Below are 17,378 nucleotides of genomic sequence, written 5' to 3'. Positions count from 1 at the left end.
GTTTTATTAATAATTATTGCTTCTTTTAAATTTCATATCAAATGTGCAGCAAGAGTCTATATTTTACGCATTATATAATTCCATAGCTCTCTGCACGACTAATTCTGCCGTATTCTCCTCTGGTGGCATCAATAAATTCGTAACCGTTCCATACACAATAGGGTTTAACTCCACTTCATACCCACCATATGCAAACTCTTCTTTTGTCGGTAAATAACCAATATATCCATTCGTATATCCACCTAAAAAAGCTATTTCATTTTGAAGACGCTCTTTCACTTCTAAAGCTGTTTCTGAAAAAGGTTCCATCGGTATACCAGAGAACATACCATCATTAATTTGGAACAGTTGAACTTCTAAATCAATACGTAACTGCCGAATACCTTGCTTATATTTCTCTAAAACGATAGTAAGCCATTCATCCGTATTCACACCCCACTGCTTCTCCGCCAATTGAGCCATGCTTCGTATCTCATCCATTTCAGGAATATCTTTCAACTTCATTTGCATCGTACTCGAAACTGTTCTTACATTTACAATTGGGCTATATGTAACTGTTGGTAACATCGTTAATACATGTCCACTAAGCATGTAAGCCATTTTTGTTAATGCTTCCTTAGAACCACGATACTTCGCATTCACATTTCCAGCAGCACCTTGCACAATAATAACAGGACAGTTTACGATCTTCTCAAGAATCTCTCTCGTCATCCCTGGATAATCCGCTGATAATGCATCGCTATCACCTTTTAAAACATTCGGATGCGCCGTACAAAATACTACAATCCCAGATAAATCCCTCGTTTCAGCATCCCTTATCGCTAACATCCCAATTCGTTTATCTACAACACCCTCTATATTTGTTCCCATCTTCGCTCTTCCATCAGATGTTCTCTCTCTTCGGTTGACACCGATATCACCTGTCGTAACACCCCATCCAACTTCGCACAACTTCAAATTGTTATTCGCAGTAACAGCACCTTGCACTACATTATTTACTAAAATCGTTTTATACGACTTTACTAAAGGTTGCTCACCAACAGTTTCCGGACCAGAGTGTGTATGTGTATAAACAACTGTAATTCGCTCAAATGGCACATGAAGCCTACTCGCTACTCGCTCACGAATCATATTCGTATCTTCTACTAACATCCCAATATTATCAATACTTATAAACACCGTTTTCACTTCATCTTTTTCAAATACAAAAATCGTCCCATAAATATGCTCTTCAATATTATTTATTCCTGTCTCTCTATGGTATCCGACAAAATCAATACCTACAGGCGGTGTAATATCAACCTTACAAACCCCTATTTTGCTCATTTGAATCGCTCCATTTCTCTATATAACTCCCTTTTTTCAAGAATAGCATATTTGACTTTGTTCCAAATAAAAAAGAACGGACAAGAAATTCTATGTCCGTTCTTTTCATCACACATACTTCCGATGCACCATCTTCCCATCATAAGAAAACACAACGCCCTTACTCTCCACAATGGACTCCATATGCACCGTTCTTCCCCACAGCTGATGAAGATATGGTAATACCTTTTCTAAGTATTTTAAATCAAGCTCGATTCCTTCGTAACTATGTTTAATGTATAATTCTCCGTTCTTTAAGTAGTCTCCGTCTTCTACTACTAAGTACGGGAAGCCACCATTTGTACGCATATTTACGAGCTGGTCACGTACATGTTCCCACTCTTTATCTATTACTTTATATTCTTTTCCTTGGCGCTGGAATAAGTACATATCTTCTCTCATTACGAGGTCTTTATTTAAGTAGTTTCTTAAGAACGATACGTCCCATTCAATTTCGCGTACTTCAAAGATTTTATCACGACCAGACCCTGGTTTTACACCGCGTCGCTTCATTTCTTCTGTCGGGTTATTGTAGCGTTCTTCAATATCTTCGAACATTTTAATACCGAGGTAGTATGGGTTAATGCTTGTTTTTGATGGTTGAACTACACCTGCATTAAGCTTTGCGAATTCAATCGCTTCAGAAGATGTTAAGTCCATTTCACGGAGTATGCGTTGATGCCAATACGAAGCCCAACCTTCGTTCATGATCTTCGTTTCAAGCTGCGGCCAGAAATATAACATTTCCTCGCGCATCATCGTTAATATATCGCGCTGCCAATCTTCTAGCTCACGGCTATATTCTTCAATAAAGAGTAGTAAATCTTTCTCTGGTTGCGGCGGAATTTTCTTCTTTTTATGCATATTAGGTCGTTCTCTCTTTTTGTTTCGATCATCTAAATTCCATAAATCATCGTACTGTGATATCCTTTTCTTTTCTATATCCTCTTCTAAATCTTCAATACTCCACGCAAGTTTCGGACGCATAAGCGATGGATCAATATGCTCTTGAATAGCAAGTACGGCATCCAAAAATGTCTCTACTTCTGCCTTTCCATACTTATGCTCATATGCTTTCACACGTTCAGCTGTTGCAGACATACTTTCTACCATATCTCGCTTCGTATTTGAAAAACGAATATTATTTTTAAAGAAGTCACAGTGTGCTAAAACGTGCGCTACAATTAATTTATTTTGAATTAACGAGTTCGTATCTAATAAAAAGGCATAACATGGATCAGAGTTAATAACGAGTTCGTATATTTTACTAAGACCTAAATCGTATTGTAATTTCATTCTGAAAAATTGTTTTCCAAAACTCCAATGTGAAAACCTCGTCGGCATCCCATATGCACCAAATGTATAAATAATTTCTGCTGGACATATTTCATAACGCATCGGATAAAAATCAAGCCCAAATCCAGTCGCAATTTCCGTAATTTCCGCAATCGCATATTGCAGTGCTTTATCGTCACTTGCTCTCATTATTTTCCCTCCTTACACTTTCCCTTAAGAAAGTGTATGATTGGAAACAAGCTTTCATGAGGATTGATTGCATAATAAAAAGACATCCTCATAAAAACGAGAATGTCTCATCTATTAACCTTCAATAATCTCCATCTTCTCCGTAATCGGTGTACGAGCTTTTCCTTCTGGTGCTTTATCGAAATAGCCAATGTGAAGAATTCCAACGATGCGTTGACCTCTTGTTAAACCAAGTCCTTCTATAAATAATGGATTGTAGTTTAATCCGCCTGATTTCCAAACACAACCTAACCCACGTTCCCAAGCAAGCAGTTGGAAGTTTTGCATAAATGCACATGTTGCAGCGTAATCTTCGTCGCGTTGAATTTGACGTGGATCTTCATTAATATAAACAACAATTTGTGCAGGCGTGCTTAAGAAGCGATCAGATAAAATTTTACCGCGTTTCGCTCTTTCTTCTTCTGTGAAAGAGTTTAATACTGCATCTACTAATTTCTGGCGGCCTTCTCCAATGTATAATTTACAATTCCATGGTTCACGGTGTTTATGATTCGGTGCCCACGTTGCGTCGTTTAATAATTCAATTAATAACTCTTTATCTACTGCTTTATCTGTAAATGTACGAACAGAACGTCTTTCTTTAATTACATTCGCGATGGAAGTATATGTAGTCATATTTTTCTCTCCCTTATTTTTATCTATATGTATAAGTTTATTTTTATTATTGATATTGATTTTCAATTTCGATTATACCCTAGTTTTTTACTATTAATCAATGTTTTATGTTGGAAAACTTCCAAAAACGTCATTTTATACTGTGAATAAAAAAACTTAGCTTGTTCACAAGTTTTTCACATTTTATGGAAATGATATGTGTACAGTTTTCCACATTATCTATCTAGGAGGAATTTACATGTACAAAAAAATCGTAGTAAGTATGACTATGGCAGCATTATTATGCGGGATACCTACCTTCCCTGCTTCCGCTGCCACGCTAAAAGAAGTAACATTCCATCATCATAAACCAATTTCAGAAGAAGAAATGCAGTCGCTCGAAAAACTCGGCTATAACAAACATGAAATTTGGAAAGCTGCCCACATTGCAAAAATGAGTAAAAAAGAAATGAAAGATGTTTTAGCTTACTATAAACAAAATAAATCTTGGGAGACAACAGCCGAGCATTTCGGTGTAGATCCAAGTATGTTGAAAAAGCATCATATGAATAAAGAAACAAAAAAAGCACTAATGCAAGAATTAGCAAATATGCAAAAATCTACACCAGACGGACTAAAACAAAAAATGAAAGATTATAATATCGGATTACGTCAGCTCACGGTATTAACAATCATCTCTCAAAAAAGTAATACCCCTCTCGATGATGTACTGAAAATGAAAAAAGATGGAATGGATATTAAACAAATTGCAGAAAAATTAAATGTAAAAAAAGAAGATATACGAGCAGAAATGATTAAATTAGTGAAGTCTATTAAGGAAAAGAAAACAAATTAACATGCCAAAAAGGAAGAGGTTTTCAATACTCTTCCTTTTCTTTATGAACTTTCAACTTTGAAGTATAAATTCCCGTCTTTCCCAAAAACTAACACAAGTAAATGATGTATGTCAGGGGTGAGAAAATGTTTCGTTTATCATCTAAAAAGAAAAAACAAACAGTCTGTTCTATTCCGGAATTTATTCACACTATGAAAGAATCGAGTGATTTTGCATCTTATAACATTGTAGAAGATGGGGCGTTATGTTTGTTTTATTATAAATCCACAGTAGAATCCCTTGTTATTAAGCGATTCATTTTAGCACCTATAAAAATTGGATTGGACAGGATTCACACCATTGAAGACATTGTAAATATTGTATCTATTGAAGAGATTATTATCTCTCCTTCCATTGATGATATTCGTGAAAAATTATTAAGTGGGTATGTGTTATTACAGCTAAAAAAAGGTTCCGAACAAGCAGCTTATGCACTCCTACGCGCTGAAAGTACAGTTTTAGGAACTCGTTTAGTAAATGATACAGAAAATGAATATAGTGTTATCGGCCCTAAAGTCGGTTTTGTTGAAAACGTTGATATAAATATACATTTATTGCGCCGAAATATTGTGACCGAACAATTAATTTTCAAAGAGGTTAGCGTTGGTTCTATGTCCAAAACAAAAATCGTAGTTGCTTATATCGAAGGAATTACAAATGAACAGCATATTAACACCGCAATGCAACGTCTACAAGATATTGATTTTGATTACCCTTTTGATGCAACTATGGTTGAACAGTTTATTAGCGATAATAGCAACTCCCCCTTCCCTGTTTTACTACCTACAGAGCGTTTAGATCGCTCCGTTTATGCGTTACTTAATGGAGGGGTTGTCATTTTAACAGACGGTTCACCATATGCATTAGCCGGGCCAGCGACATTGCTCGATTTTTTCGTCTCTCCAGAAGATTATTATTTACCATGGATAGCAGGATCATTTCTTAGACTGGTTCGTTTTTTTGGAGCTGCATTCTCTCTGTTCTCTTCAGCTATTTATACAGCTGTATTAACGTATCACTATCAAATGATTCCAGCTGATTTACTTGGTCCTATTATTTATTCTAGAGCTAACGTACCGTTCCCACCTATGTTAGAAGCACTCTTTTTAGAAATTACAATTGAATTACTACGCGAAGCTGGAGCGCGTTTACCGACTAAAGTCGGCCAAACGATTGGTATTGTTGGGGGGATTGTCATTGGCCAGGCATCTGTTGAGGCCGCTTTAACAAGTACTATCTTATTAATTGCTGTTGCATTGTCTGCACTCGCTTCTTTTACAACACCAACAGTAAAAATGTCTTCTACTATCCGGATATTAAGATTCCCTCTCATCATTTTAGCGGGAGCATTTGGAGGGGTTGGTCTTATCGTCGGATTTGTATTCATATTAGCTCATTTAATTCGCCTAAAATCACTTGGATCACCTTATTTATTACCTTTATATCCATTTCGCGGGTTAGGTACAGCTGAAGGACTCCTTCGTCTTCCATTTAGTCAAACTGCAGGACGTGCTTCTTTTCTAAGACCAAAAAAGAAATGGCGCTATGATCCAAACAAAGCGAAAGAAAAACACGACGGTGAGGAAAAATGAAAAATATTTTATTATGCTTTTTCATTATCATTTTAATTTTTCAATCTGGTTGTACAGAAACGAATATAGTAGACACACAACGAATGATTCATGTAAGTGGATTCGATACAACGAATGATAATAAATTTCGTGGGACGATTCTCTATCCAGATTACACAAAAGAAGTGCAATCAAAACCAGAAACTCAATCCACTACTGCTGGTACCATTGAAACAATCTCTTCCCTTCTAAACGCCAAATCGCCACATACGATCGCTGTAGGTCAAATGCGTGTTGTCCTATTTGGAAAATCATTTGGTGAACGTGGAATCGGAAATGTCATTAACAACTTACAACGTGACCCTAACATTGGCCGAGATGTGCAGCTAGCCCTTGTAGATGGTTCAACAGAAGAATTACTTAAACATGTCAAAACAAATGGATCGCTATATCTATCTGAATTACTGGAACAAAACATAAAAAATGAGACAATCCCGCGGACAGCTTTACATATTTTTTTATATAACTTCTATTCATCTGGATGCGATACATTTCTTCCTTACATTCAAGTATCAGAAGACAAATCTGCTTCCATTAAAGGGCTCGCATTTTTAAAAAAGGATAAAGTGGTTATGTATACAGATAAGAAAAGGTCTTTTTTATTTAAATTACTCATTAATCCAACTAAAAATGGGCGTTACGAAGTTCCGATACGTCAAGGTAAACATAAAGGATTGATTGCTACTCAAAACATATCTGGAAAAAGTGTATGTTCTCTTTCACCAAACGGTGATATTCCGAAAGTTAACATACACTTAAAATTAAATGGACTCATAAAAAATGCTCCTAGTTGGCTTGATTTATCAAAGAGTGAAAATGTAACTTACGTAAAAAGACATGTAGAAAAAACGCTTGAGAAGGATTTAAACGAATTAATAAAACAGTTCCAAGAAAAAAAAATCGATCCAATCGGTATACGTGAAGAAATTCGTAGTCATTCAAGAAAATGGAGCATGAAACAAATTCAAGACATGTATCCTAACGTAGACGTTGCTGTTAATGTGAAAATTAATGTCGTACAATCTGGTATCGGAGAATAGTGAGGTGCTATCATGGCTAGACAAGATAAAACACATACTGTTTCCCCTTATTTCACATTCCTTCTATTACACTCTCTTCAAATTGGAGTAGGTGTGCTAGGATACCAAAGGATTATTGCACAATTTGCCGGTTATGATGCTTGGATTTCTCTTATCATTGCTGGCATTGCAACTCATATCGTGTTATTTTGTATGCTTAAAATGTTAGAAAAAGATAATGATTTAATGAATATTCATACGACATGTTTCGGAAAGTGGATTGGAACATTTTTTTCCGTATGCTTTGCCGCATACCTTCTATTATTTTGCCTAACTGTTCTTCGTACGTATATTGAAGTTATTCAAGTTTGGGTCTTTCCTACAATTAAACCGTGGAAATTAACTTTACTATTTCTACTTGTAGCTTATTACATAATTAGAGGCGGCTTTCGTTCTGTAACAGGAATATGTTTTTGGGGCGTCATAATACCGATTTTCGTCCTACTTTTCTTAGTTTTCCCGATGAAATATGCACATGTTCGCAATATTTTTCCAATTCTTACTCATTCACCTTTAGGCATTCTAACCGCATCTAAAGCTTCTGCATTAGAGTTTCTTGGATTTGAAGCAATCCTTATTTTTTATCCATTTATTAGAAAAGGAAAATCGTTAAATAAATGGGCACATGGTGGTATTGCTTTTACAACGATTCTATACGTAATACTAGCCATCGTTTCTCTTATGTACTATAGCCAAGGACAACTCCACCATACCATTTGGCCAACATTAACAATGCTAAAAATTATTAAAGTTCCTTTTATCCAAAGGTTTGAGTACATTATTATTTTCCTATGGTATCTGATTATTTTACCTAATCTTTGTTTAACAATTTGGTCTTCTTGTTGCATTACTAAAAGATCGTTTCACATACCGTTTAAAATTACACTGCCATTGTTTATCGCAGTCATATTTATTTCATCTTTATTTTTCACAAACCGAGAAAGTATCAATGTATTAAATACCGTGCTGTCTCAGGCTGGCTTATATATTGTATACGCTTATATCCCGATTTTATTTTTATTCCATTCACTACGATGGCATTTCAAAAATCAGTCGAAAAAATCTTCAACCGATACACCATAATCTCTGATACAATTTGATTAATACATTTGTAAAGGGGACAAGCGTATGAAGAAATATGTATTTTCTTTACTTGCAGTACTGAGTTTAATTCTTGTTGGATGCGGAGCTACTGGTACAAATGAAAAAAAATCACCTGAATCAAAAGAAGAGCATGACCACGCATCGCATACTCAACAAGCTGACATTCAAGAAAAAACAAAAGGAGTCGACACACTTCCTACCTTCCTAGACAAGCTTGATCCACAAATGAAAGATATCTACACTGTCGCTGGACAAAATGCAGAGTTATTAGATTGGATTCCATGTTACTGCGGTTGCGGTGAAAGTGTAGGACATAAAAATAATAAAAATTGCTTTATTCGTGAAATTAAAAAGAATGGTGAAGTTGTTTGGGATTCCCATGCAACGACTTGCGTCAATTGCCTAGAAATCGCAGTTGAATCTGCTTCCATGAAAGAAAAAGGAAAATCAACGCTGGAAATTCGCAACTATATTGACAATAAGTATAAAGAAGGATACGGAAAACCAACACCTACGCCAATGCCAAAAGCTTAAAAACGAGGATACACCTCGTTTTTTCGTTTCATTCACTTTTTTTCTTAACAAATTCTTTCAAGTGTATTTCTCCTTACTTGTCACACACTATATATAACTCCTCAGTAAGGAGGGTACACAGTGCAAACATATAACGACTATGACAAAGCTCTCTATTACACATATAGCTGTAATTGGGATAAATTACTCGTTCTTATGGTTCAAACGAACGATCAACTATTTTCTAAGCGTATTGAACATTTTTTACACGCTTATCAATACAGTAAAGAAATGCCAGAAGTTGATAAACAATTGCAGCTCCTATTTCAATATATTGACCATGCATCCCAAAAGTCACATATAGAAGAAGTAGAACAAATTCAAATGTAAAATATAGCGCTATTCTCTTCAGGAGAATGGCGCTTTTTTAAATATTGATATCAATAAAAGTTTCCTCTTATAAAACTTTTATTGATAAACATATTTTTTCTTTCTTTTCTGTGCTACTTCATACTATAATTTAGTATGTAACTATTATAAGAGAGGTATAAAATATGGGACGAGAAAAAAAGCAAGAATATGCTTTACTTACCGCATGGGGAGCTTCTTTTGTCGCTACACTAGGAAGTCTTTATTTTTCCGAAATCATGAAATTTGAGCCTTGTGTACTTTGTTGGTATCAACGTATTTTTATGTATCCATTCGTTTTATGGCTTGGTATCGCTGTAGCAAAGAAAGATTATCGCATCGCAAGTTATTCTTTACCAATTGCAAGTATCGGTGCTTGTATTTCTTTATATCACTATGCAATTCAAAAAGTCGCAGCATTTTCAGCTGCTGGGGCAGCTTGCGGCCGTGTACCTTGCACCGGAGAATTCATAAACTGGTTTGGTTTTATTACAATCCCGTTTTTAGCACTTATCGGCTTTATTACAATCGCTGTATGTAGTTTTATTGTAATAAAAAACAAATAAGGAGATGAAACAATGAAAAAAATGCTTATATTTGGTGGTATTATTATCGCTCTGTTTGCAGCAATTTTCGCTGTCACACAAATGGAAGAAAAAAATGCTACTAGCCAAAAAATTGATAATGCTACTGAAAGTAAGACAAATGGCCCTGACTACTATACAAACAAAATCTCTCTTTCAGATCTTCAAAAGAATTTAAAAGAGAAAAAAGAAGAAACAGTATACTTTTATCAAACATCTTGCGTTCATTGTCAAAAGCTATCTCCTGTCGTAGTACCAATGGCTAAAGACTTGAACGTTGATATGAAAGTTATGGATATTGAAAAACTAGATGTTCCTTGGGATGAATATAAAATTAAAGGGACTCCAACAATCATTCACTTTAAAGATGGCAAAGAAGTAAGCCGTATTAGTGGTGAACAACCGGAAGACAAATTAAAAGAATGGCTTGAGCAAACGAAAAAATAACGAGAAAAGGAAACTCCTTCTACACATGAAATGGGCGTAAAATCCCAAACTAATGTATAAGGAGGGGGTTTTATGCCAGAAGTGAAATGTTCTGTTTCCAATTGCTCATTTTGGGGACAAGGTAACTTTTGTCAAGCAAGTGCAATCGTTGTTCAACCAGATGCTCAAGAGGCTGGTTCAAATGCAAATGATTCGTATACAGGCGCGGTTTTAACAAACGAGACGCTAGAAAGTTCTGTAACCACAAGTGTAGAAACTTGTTGTCATACATTTAAGCCAAAATATTAAATAAAAAAAGCATACGATTACTCGTGTGCTTTTTTACATTCCTCTCCAAAAATCATGCATCATAAAAAAGTACAAAATAACGAGAACAACTGTCCCACATAAGGTAATGCGCCGATATATACTCTTCTCTCCTTCTCTTGCTTTCACAAATGCCCAAATAAATCCGAAGAACAATATTAAATCAACATATGGAACATAAAAAGAAAAAACGAGAAACGCATACAAATACACGATAAATAAACAGGTCGTTACTAAGAAAATTTTAAAAGCAAATTCACTTTTCATAATGTAACCGCCCCCCTATCTGTACTGTATTATATTCAGCAAAATACAATAGTTGCAGTTAAACTCAAAGTAGAAATAAGCTACCGTCTATAATACGGTAGCTTATTACGGAATATTATATTTCCGTTTATATATATTACTTAAAGTCGAAGTAGGAATTTGCTCATAACGAATTTTTTCTCCTGTTTCATCCACAATATACAAATTGTTTCCTATATAATATATTCCATCTTTTCGTTTTGAATACACTGCATATCTTTCGTTTGGCAATAACGTTTTCACTTTCGTTAACTGTCCATTTGGTTCTTGCCAATATATATCGGCACGGTCTACTAACGTAAGCACGCCAATTTGCTCTTCTTCCACTTTACGACCATTCCAACTTACAACACGGTAACCAAGCTTATTCGCTTCATATTCGGGGCTCGTATGAAAACGGGAAATGATTACTTTTGTTTGTAACTGGACTCGATCATATAACCACTGTATATCCCTGTCATGCATGCGAATACAGCCATTCGATTCGCGGCTTCCAATCGTCCATTCCCGATTCGTTCCATGAATGGCATACTCCTTCTTATCCAAACCTAACCAACGCGTACCGAGAGGATTATTCGGTGCACCCCCAGCTATTTTTTTTCGATGGTATTCTTTATTTTTAAATTTAGTTATAATACAAAAATTACCTTCAGGCGTAGGTGTACGGTCTCTTCCAGTTGTTACGGGGAATGTCTTTGTATAATTTCCATTTTCAAAAAAAGATAATTGGTTTGTCGTAAGATTCACTAATATTAAATGATCTGTATCAGCAAAAGCACTAACCGGTAGGATGAAAAATAATAGTATGACGAAACATAACTTTTTCATCTATATCCCTCCCCTAGCGCTCAATATAATAATTGGAATTAACTTTACTTTGCTCTTATCAATGAAAACTATCCATTTACAATAACGCCTCCATTTACATGTATCATTTGCCCGGTAACATAGGATGAATCCCCAGACGCTAAGTATACGTATGCTGGCGCTAATTCATATGGTTGACCAGGTCTTTGCATCGGAACATTGCTCCCAAACTGAGAGACTTTCTTCTCATCAAAACTCGATGGGATAAGTGGCGTCCAAATTGGTCCCGGTGCAACACCATTTACACGAATCCCTTTTTGCACTAATGACTGAGAAAGTGATCTTGTAAAAGCTACGATTGCTCCTTTCGTTGCGGAATAATCAATTAATGTTTCATTTCCTTCATATGCAACGATAGATGCCGTATTTATAATGACATCCCCTTGCTTTAAATGAGAAAGTGCTGCTTTCGTAACGTGAAAATAAGAAAAAATATTAATGCGAAACGTCTTTTCTAGCTGTTCTGCTGTAATATACTCTAATCCTTGCTGTGGATATTGTTGTGCGACATTATTTACTAAAACATGTAAACTGCCTAGCTGCCGAACGGTCTCTTCTACAATATCTTTACAATGCTGTTCATTACTTAAATCACCCGGCAACAACACACACTTTACCCCTTCTTGTTCTACATGTTGTTTCGTCTCATTTGCATCTCCATCTTCATCTAAATAAGCAATCGCGATATTTGCTCCCTCTTTTGCAAAAGCGATGGAAACAGCTCTTCCAATCCCACTGTCTCCTCCTGTAATTAATATATTTTTTCCTTTTAACTTTTCACTTCCTTTATAATTTGGATCTTCAAACTGCGGAAGTGGATTCATTAATGATTCAATACCAGGCTGTTTATTTTGATGTTGCGCAGGCATTGTTACAAAGTTTTTTTGCTGCGGCATATCTTCTTTCAACTCCTTTTCCTTATAATATGCGCACAATAAAAACTGAAATTCACACATCGTTTTACGATTAATATTCGAATTTAAGACACAAAATATGAATTGTTGTAAACTTTTTATGCAAAACTATTGCAAAATAGTTAAAAAACGAATATTATATATAACTGTTGTGAAAATTATTCGTAAACAGAAAGGATGTTTATATGTTTAACCTTTCAAAACATAAAACTTCTATTAAAACTGAAATTATGGCAGGTATTATTACCTTCTTAACAATGGCATATATCATTGTCGTAAACCCTGTCATCCTTGGGGATGCAGGAGTTCCATTTGAACAAGCATTTACAGCAACAATTATCGCTGCTGTTGTCGGAACATTATTTATGGCGATCTTTACAAACTTACCAATCGCAATTGCACCAGGTATGGGATTAAATGCTTACTTCTCTTACTCTGTTGTAAAAGCTCATGAAGGCATGACTTTCGCAATTGCATTCTCTGCTGTATTCGTAGCAGGTATGATTTTAATTTTGTTATCATTCACATCTTTCCGTACAAAATTAATGGAAGCAATTCCTGAAAACTTAAAACATGCAATTACTGCTGGTATCGGTCTTTTCATCGCCTTTATCGGTTTACGTTTAACAGGTATCGTTACAAAAAATGAAGCAAACTTAGTTGGACTTGGTGATCTTCACTCTGCTCCAGTACTACTAGCATTAGCTGGACTTGGAATTACAATTGTCCTTATGTCTTTAAATGTAAATGGTGCACTATTTATCGGAATGCTATTAACTGGTATTATCGCTTACTTCACAGGACAATTAACATTCTCAAACGGTGTTACATCAATGCCTGGATTACCAGAAGGAATTATCGTTTCTAATCCAATTACTGCTGTTTCTGATGTAATTAACTACGGATTGTACGGCGTTGTATTTTCATTCTTCCTTGTTACATTATTCGATACAACAGGTACATTACTTGGCGTTGCTCAACAAGGTGGATTTATGAAAGATGGAAAGCTTCCAAAAGCTGGACGAGCTCTTCTATCTGACTCATTCTCAGCAACAATCGGTTCTATGTTCGGAACAACACCATCAACAGCTTACATTGAATCATCTGCTGGTGTTGCAGCTGGTGGTCGTACTGGTTTAACAACTGTTACAGTAGCTGTTCTATTTGCACTAGCAGCATTCTTCGGACCATTAGTAAGTGCCGTTTCTGGTGTATCAGCTATTACTGCACCATCATTAATTATCGTTGGTAGTCTTATGATGGGATCAGTTCGCCACATCGATTGGGACGCATTTGATGAAGCATTCCCAGCATTCTTAGTAATCTTAAGCATGCCACTTACATCAAGTATCGCAACAGGTATCGCACTTGGATTTATTTCATACCCACTTATGAAAGTGGCAAAAGGTAAATTCCGTTCTGTTCACCCACTTGTGTATGTATTCGGAATCTTGTTCGCTTATCAATTGATTTTCTTACCACATTAAAATCCCTCATACAGAGGGATTTTTTATTTATAGAAGGAAAGTAGAGCATCGAAATTAGATGCTCTACTTTCCTTCTATAACAATCATACGAATTACTTTTAACACTTCTCATTTACTTGTAATTCTTTACTGTACTTTTGAATGAAAATTGATGAAATAACCATTACCATCCCTACACTCAACCCAATAAGCTGATCCAATAGCATTTCATCATGAATGAACCAGCACAGTAAAAATACACCGCCAAAAATAAGCAACATAGTAAATCCAGTATGTCTAAGCTCTTTATATACATTTTCCATCTGTATCACCACTCCACATACTTTTATCCATATTACACCACATATCCATCAAGCAAACATATTGTCCTCTGGCAGTATGCAGCTACCTTTTGATCATGTGTAACAACTAGCACCGTTTTTCCTTGTTTATGAACCTCTTTTAAAATGCTCATAATTTTTTCTCCGTTTTCTTGATCGAGAGCACCAGTCGGTTCATCAGCAAGTATAATTTTTGTATCTTGTGCTAATGCCCTCGCTATCGCTGTCCTTTGCTGTTCTCCTCCAGATAATTCGTGGGGATACTTATTAATATGTCTCTCCAGCCCTACCATCTCAAGCATTTCTTTTGATATTTGTATACGTTTCTTATGAGAAATTTTTCTATATATAAGCGGGAGCATTACATTTTCAATAACTGTATAATCATCTAATAGCGAAAAGTTTTGAAACACAAATCCAACTTCCTTATTTCTATACTTATGATAGTTTGACTTTAATGTACTCGTATCCATGCCATCTAAAAAATACTTTCCAGTAGAGGGGTTATCAATTAAGCCAATAATATTAAGTAAGGTTGATTTCCCTGAACCAGATGGTCCCATAATGGCTATCATTTCGCCTTTTTCTATTGTAAGATTAATATCTTTTAAAGCACTAAAATTACTCTTTCCGTATCCCTTAGCCACATTTGCGAGCTGAATCATCTATAACACCTCTTTCATATATGTATTTTTTATTTTTAGTACATTGAAATAAATGATTGCATATATAACGAGGATCATTACAAGTGATAAAGTACCTATAACAACCAATGATTCTATAGAGACTTTTAACGTTCCAAAGAAAGATAACATACTATTTTCTAGCCCTTTCTGAATTTCAATTACTCCGCTATTCTCCCATTGGAAATACATAATTCCTATACATATAGATAAAACGAATAACAACATATACTCAATAACAAACGGAAGACATAGTTGAAAAGTACTTGCTCCTAATGCTGATTTAATAGAAATATTTTTACGTTCCATATAAAGCGTGGCCATTGATGTTAATAAAATAGATATAAATGAAAAAGATAAGACTGTACCGCTTAATAATAAGGGATATGACATATTATCACTACCTTGCTTTTCATTTTCTAATAATTTATCCGGATTTGTAACATAATACGAATACCCCTTACCTTCTGTTACCTTTAATACTTTCTTTTGAAATTCATTTATATTTATCTTCTCATTTGTTTCTATAATTAACCCATTGTATAAAAGGTCTACACTATAGAACTCTATTTCTTCTGTTCCAATTGGTAAAATCGCCATGTCATCTAATAATGTAATACGATTATCTGATATTTCACCGCTTCGAGGATATGTAAATGCTGAATTTTTTTCTAAAAAGCCAATTACTTTTAGTTTCATTTTTCCAGATGGTATGATATCACCAATAGATGCCTTTCCTCTATAATTAGCCCCTAATATAACAGGTCTACTATCAAATACTGATTTATGAAATTCCGATTCCTCAAAATATCTTCCTTGTGAAATTCGTATATGAAAGTATTTATTAATATCTTTATCAACAATAAGAGTCTTTATCGTTCCATTTTCTTTTTTTAAACTAAGTGAATAGTTACGGAACAGATAATTAGTTTTATTTGTTATTGGTATCGTATTCGATAACCCTTGAATGAAATGTTGATAATCACTTTTCGCTTTTTCTTCGCTAAACAATGTTATATCTTGCGTCGCATAAAGTTCATAGAAATTTTTATGCGTCGATAAATTATTTGCTACCGTCATCATTTTTCGATATCCCGAAAGATTACTAACAAATTCTATTGCTGAAGAAAATGCAATAATTAAAGAAATTACTATAATCAAACTTGGTAACAACCGTTTTTTCACAGACCGTATAGAATCAAATATAAAAAACATGAAGACCTCCTACGTTCTTAAGTGTTTTCCGGGATATATATTTATAATGTGCTTGATTGGAATTACAGTAACAAAAATTGTAAGAAAAATTATAAAAACAACATTGCATATCAATACATATAGTGTTAACGGTTTTACTAAGTATGTCTCAAAATAAGTATGAATTGTTCCCGAAAATATTTCTAACGTAATAAAAACTAAGAACATCGCTGCTAGAGAAATAAACAAAATTTGAATATATAGTTCGCAGTAAATAGATATATTAGAAGCACCTACTGCTTTTTTTAATGAAATCTCTCTTTCTTTTTTATAAATCCAAAATAAAACCGCAGAAATGCCAGAAACAATTGCAACAAGAATGAATTTATAATAATACTTATTTGCTGAATCTATATGTGTCACATGTAGTTCCTGAAGATCTCGTTCATTCAGTATTTGAACATCTCCCGAAAGCACTTCTTTACTCCTATCCATAAACTTTTTTATTTCTTTATGAATAGATGATGTAGGATTAACAACTGTTAATTGTAATTGTTTACTCGCGATAATACCTTTTTTAGATATAGTAGGTAAGTTTTGAAGTGGAACGTATATGCCTGCTACACCGACGTCACTGTCTTTTCTCGATATAGTTCCTATTTTTTTATATGTATCATCAAATTCATATAACTCCTCTACATTCGTTTGATCGCCAACAACCATATCGCTTACATTTTCACGATGAAAATATTGTCCTTCAGAAATATATGGCTTCCAATAATAATCATCTTTTAGGTTCACAGCTATGATCTTTGTTGCCCCTGAACTATTTAATGCTTTTAAATGCTCTACGTAAATATCACTTCTAACAAAAGTATCTTGTATGAAAGGAATTACCTCTTCCAATTCAGTTGCATTCGCTATCGGAACAGTTAAAATTTGATTCTTCTCTGGAAAACCGATTTGAAAAGCAGATATAAAGTTTCGTTTAGACTCTGTTAAAAGTGCGGCTATTGATATAGAAAGAAAAGAAATAAAAAATGCCATAAGAAGAATGACTGAAAACAGTTTATTGTTTTTTATATTTTTAAAAGCTAAATACATGTCTCTGCTCCTTTTAGATAAGAAGGAGATGA

Annotated in this window: 20 protein-coding genes; 10 read left to right on the top strand and 10 right to left on the bottom strand. The window is 34.7% G+C overall.

Going from position 1 to position 17,378, the window contains the following annotated elements; all coding sequences use genetic code 11:
* Positions 1–63: 63 nt before the first annotated feature.
* The 3 genes from JDS82_RS17665 to JDS82_RS17655 form a co-directional block, all read right to left on the bottom strand.
* Positions 64–1,326 carry a neutral/alkaline non-lysosomal ceramidase N-terminal domain-containing protein gene (locus JDS82_RS17665; protein ID WP_199713647.1) on the bottom strand — a complete coding sequence of 421 codons (1,263 nt, stop codon included), beginning with the start codon at positions 1,324–1,326 and terminating at the stop codon, positions 64–66.
* Positions 1,327–1,434: 108 nt separating this feature from the next.
* Entirely contained in the window at positions 1,435–2,850 is a 1,416-nt protein-coding gene (gene spoVR, locus JDS82_RS17660) for a stage V sporulation protein SpoVR (RefSeq protein WP_048567159.1), read from the bottom strand.
* A 114-nt stretch (positions 2,851–2,964) separates the two neighbouring features.
* Entirely contained in the window at positions 2,965–3,525 is a 561-nt protein-coding gene (locus JDS82_RS17655) for a nitroreductase family protein (protein ID WP_061672593.1), read from the bottom strand.
* A gap of 238 nt (positions 3,526–3,763) precedes the next feature.
* Between JDS82_RS17655 and JDS82_RS17650 the strand changes: the two genes are divergently transcribed.
* From JDS82_RS17650 to JDS82_RS17610, 9 genes are all read left to right on the top strand, one after another.
* Positions 3,764–4,360 (top strand): hypothetical protein, encoded by a 597-nt coding sequence (locus JDS82_RS17650; protein ID WP_199713646.1) that lies wholly within the window; start codon positions 3,764–3,766, stop codon positions 4,358–4,360.
* A 125-nt stretch (positions 4,361–4,485) separates the two neighbouring features.
* Positions 4,486–5,991, top strand: a complete 1,506-nt coding sequence (locus JDS82_RS17645) for a spore germination protein (protein ID WP_048562497.1) — start codon at positions 4,486–4,488, stop codon at positions 5,989–5,991.
* A complete protein-coding gene (gene gerYC, locus JDS82_RS17640; RefSeq protein ID WP_199713645.1) occupies positions 5,988–7,070 on the top strand; it encodes a spore germination protein GerYC in 1,083 nt (360 codons plus the stop codon). Before JDS82_RS17645 ends, gerYC begins: the two co-directional genes overlap by 4 nt.
* Positions 7,071–7,082: 12 nt before the next feature.
* Positions 7,083–8,192, top strand: a complete 1,110-nt coding sequence (locus JDS82_RS17635) for a GerAB/ArcD/ProY family transporter (protein ID WP_199713644.1) — start codon at positions 7,083–7,085, stop codon at positions 8,190–8,192.
* Between the two features lie 45 nt (positions 8,193–8,237).
* Complete coding sequence (locus tag JDS82_RS17630; protein ID WP_199713643.1) at positions 8,238–8,747, top strand: PCYCGC domain-containing protein; 510 nt, start codon at positions 8,238–8,240, stop codon at positions 8,745–8,747.
* 120 nt (positions 8,748–8,867) lie between these two features.
* The gene (locus tag JDS82_RS17625) at positions 8,868–9,116 is read left to right on the top strand and encodes a YhdB family protein (protein ID WP_001195461.1); all 249 of its coding nucleotides are present in this window, start codon (positions 8,868–8,870) and stop codon (positions 9,114–9,116) included.
* Positions 9,117–9,280: 164 nt separating this feature from the next.
* Positions 9,281–9,700, top strand: a complete 420-nt coding sequence (locus tag JDS82_RS17620; RefSeq protein WP_000532271.1) for a disulfide formation protein C — start codon at positions 9,281–9,283, stop codon at positions 9,698–9,700.
* Positions 9,701–9,712: 12 nt separating this feature from the next.
* Positions 9,713–10,165, top strand: a complete 453-nt coding sequence (locus JDS82_RS17615; RefSeq protein ID WP_000738444.1) for a thioredoxin family protein — start codon at positions 9,713–9,715, stop codon at positions 10,163–10,165.
* Positions 10,166–10,237: 72 nt separating this feature from the next.
* Positions 10,238–10,453 carry a DUF1540 domain-containing protein gene (locus JDS82_RS17610; protein ID WP_001115401.1) on the top strand — a complete coding sequence of 72 codons (216 nt, stop codon included), beginning with the start codon at positions 10,238–10,240 and terminating at the stop codon, positions 10,451–10,453.
* Between the two features lie 33 nt (positions 10,454–10,486).
* Here JDS82_RS17610 and JDS82_RS17605 read toward each other — a convergent pair whose 3' ends face one another.
* From JDS82_RS17605 to JDS82_RS17595, 3 genes are all read right to left on the bottom strand, one after another.
* A complete protein-coding gene (locus tag JDS82_RS17605) occupies positions 10,487–10,738 on the bottom strand; it encodes a hypothetical protein (protein ID WP_000834191.1) in 252 nt (83 codons plus the stop codon).
* Positions 10,739–10,843: 105 nt separating this feature from the next.
* A complete protein-coding gene (locus tag JDS82_RS17600) occupies positions 10,844–11,605 on the bottom strand; it encodes a L,D-transpeptidase (RefSeq protein WP_000732017.1) in 762 nt (253 codons plus the stop codon).
* A 68-nt stretch (positions 11,606–11,673) separates the two neighbouring features.
* Positions 11,674–12,540, bottom strand: a complete 867-nt coding sequence (locus JDS82_RS17595; protein ID WP_098058493.1) for an SDR family oxidoreductase — start codon at positions 12,538–12,540, stop codon at positions 11,674–11,676.
* Between the two features lie 203 nt (positions 12,541–12,743).
* Here JDS82_RS17595 and JDS82_RS17590 point away from each other — a divergent pair, with 203 nt between their 5' ends.
* Positions 12,744–14,045: an NCS2 family permease gene (locus JDS82_RS17590; RefSeq protein ID WP_064056194.1), complete on the top strand. Its 1,302-nt coding sequence runs from the start codon at positions 12,744–12,746 to the stop codon at positions 14,043–14,045.
* 98 nt (positions 14,046–14,143) lie between these two features.
* Here JDS82_RS17590 and JDS82_RS17585 read toward each other — a convergent pair whose 3' ends face one another.
* Genes JDS82_RS17585 through JDS82_RS17570 form a run of 4 tightly spaced genes read right to left on the bottom strand, consistent with a single transcriptional unit; the run spans position 14,144 to position 17,346 of the window.
* Positions 14,144–14,347 (bottom strand): hypothetical protein, encoded by a 204-nt coding sequence (locus tag JDS82_RS17585; RefSeq protein ID WP_048562504.1) that lies wholly within the window; start codon positions 14,345–14,347, stop codon positions 14,144–14,146.
* A gap of 32 nt (positions 14,348–14,379) precedes the next feature.
* Positions 14,380–15,030 (bottom strand): ABC transporter ATP-binding protein, encoded by a 651-nt coding sequence (locus JDS82_RS17580; RefSeq protein ID WP_000615291.1) that lies wholly within the window; start codon positions 15,028–15,030, stop codon positions 14,380–14,382.
* Positions 15,031–16,263 (bottom strand): ABC transporter permease, encoded by a 1,233-nt coding sequence (locus JDS82_RS17575; RefSeq protein ID WP_199713642.1) that lies wholly within the window; start codon positions 16,261–16,263, stop codon positions 15,031–15,033.
* A gap of 9 nt (positions 16,264–16,272) precedes the next feature.
* Positions 16,273–17,346 carry an ABC transporter permease gene (locus JDS82_RS17570; protein WP_000280214.1) on the bottom strand — a complete coding sequence of 358 codons (1,074 nt, stop codon included), beginning with the start codon at positions 17,344–17,346 and terminating at the stop codon, positions 16,273–16,275.
* Positions 17,347–17,378: the final 32 nt, after the last annotated feature.

This window comes from Bacillus cereus group sp. N14, from assembly GCF_016483555.1.
In the GTDB taxonomy this organism is placed as follows: Bacteria; Bacillota; Bacilli; order Bacillales; family Bacillaceae_G; genus Bacillus_A; species Bacillus_A wiedmannii.
This window is presented reverse-complemented; position numbering and strand designations above follow the sequence as displayed.

Bases quoted from the DNA above. Each gene is read 5' to 3' on its own strand.
- JDS82_RS17665 (WP_199713647.1), bottom strand. From the start codon at position 1,326: ATGAGCAAAATAGGGGTTTGTAAGGTTGATATTACACCGCCTGTAGGT.
- spoVR (WP_048567159.1), bottom strand. From the start codon at position 2,850: ATGAGAGCAAGTGACGATAAAGCACTGCAATATGCGATTGCGGAAATT.
- JDS82_RS17655 (WP_061672593.1), bottom strand. From the start codon at position 3,525: ATGACTACATATACTTCCATCGCGAATGTAATTAAAGAAAGACGTTCT.
- JDS82_RS17650 (WP_199713646.1), top strand. From the start codon at position 3,764: ATGTACAAAAAAATCGTAGTAAGTATGACTATGGCAGCATTATTATGC.
- JDS82_RS17645 (WP_048562497.1), top strand. From the start codon at position 4,486: ATGTTTCGTTTATCATCTAAAAAGAAAAAACAAACAGTCTGTTCTATT.
- gerYC (WP_199713645.1), top strand. From the start codon at position 5,988: ATGAAAAATATTTTATTATGCTTTTTCATTATCATTTTAATTTTTCAA.
- JDS82_RS17635 (WP_199713644.1), top strand. From the start codon at position 7,083: ATGGCTAGACAAGATAAAACACATACTGTTTCCCCTTATTTCACATTC.
- JDS82_RS17630 (WP_199713643.1), top strand. From the start codon at position 8,238: ATGAAGAAATATGTATTTTCTTTACTTGCAGTACTGAGTTTAATTCTT.
- JDS82_RS17620 (WP_000532271.1), top strand. From the start codon at position 9,281: ATGGGACGAGAAAAAAAGCAAGAATATGCTTTACTTACCGCATGGGGA.
- JDS82_RS17615 (WP_000738444.1), top strand. From the start codon at position 9,713: ATGAAAAAAATGCTTATATTTGGTGGTATTATTATCGCTCTGTTTGCA.
- JDS82_RS17610 (WP_001115401.1), top strand. From the start codon at position 10,238: ATGCCAGAAGTGAAATGTTCTGTTTCCAATTGCTCATTTTGGGGACAA.
- JDS82_RS17605 (WP_000834191.1), bottom strand. From the start codon at position 10,738: ATGAAAAGTGAATTTGCTTTTAAAATTTTCTTAGTAACGACCTGTTTA.
- JDS82_RS17600 (WP_000732017.1), bottom strand. From the start codon at position 11,605: ATGAAAAAGTTATGTTTCGTCATACTATTATTTTTCATCCTACCGGTT.
- JDS82_RS17595 (WP_098058493.1), bottom strand. From the start codon at position 12,540: ATGCCGCAGCAAAAAAACTTTGTAACAATGCCTGCGCAACATCAAAAT.
- JDS82_RS17590 (WP_064056194.1), top strand. From the start codon at position 12,744: ATGTTTAACCTTTCAAAACATAAAACTTCTATTAAAACTGAAATTATG.
- JDS82_RS17585 (WP_048562504.1), bottom strand. From the start codon at position 14,347: ATGGAAAATGTATATAAAGAGCTTAGACATACTGGATTTACTATGTTG.
- JDS82_RS17580 (WP_000615291.1), bottom strand. From the start codon at position 15,030: ATGATTCAGCTCGCAAATGTGGCTAAGGGATACGGAAAGAGTAATTTT.
- JDS82_RS17575 (WP_199713642.1), bottom strand. From the start codon at position 16,263: ATGTTTTTTATATTTGATTCTATACGGTCTGTGAAAAAACGGTTGTTA.
- JDS82_RS17570 (WP_000280214.1), bottom strand. From the start codon at position 17,346: ATGTATTTAGCTTTTAAAAATATAAAAAACAATAAACTGTTTTCAGTC.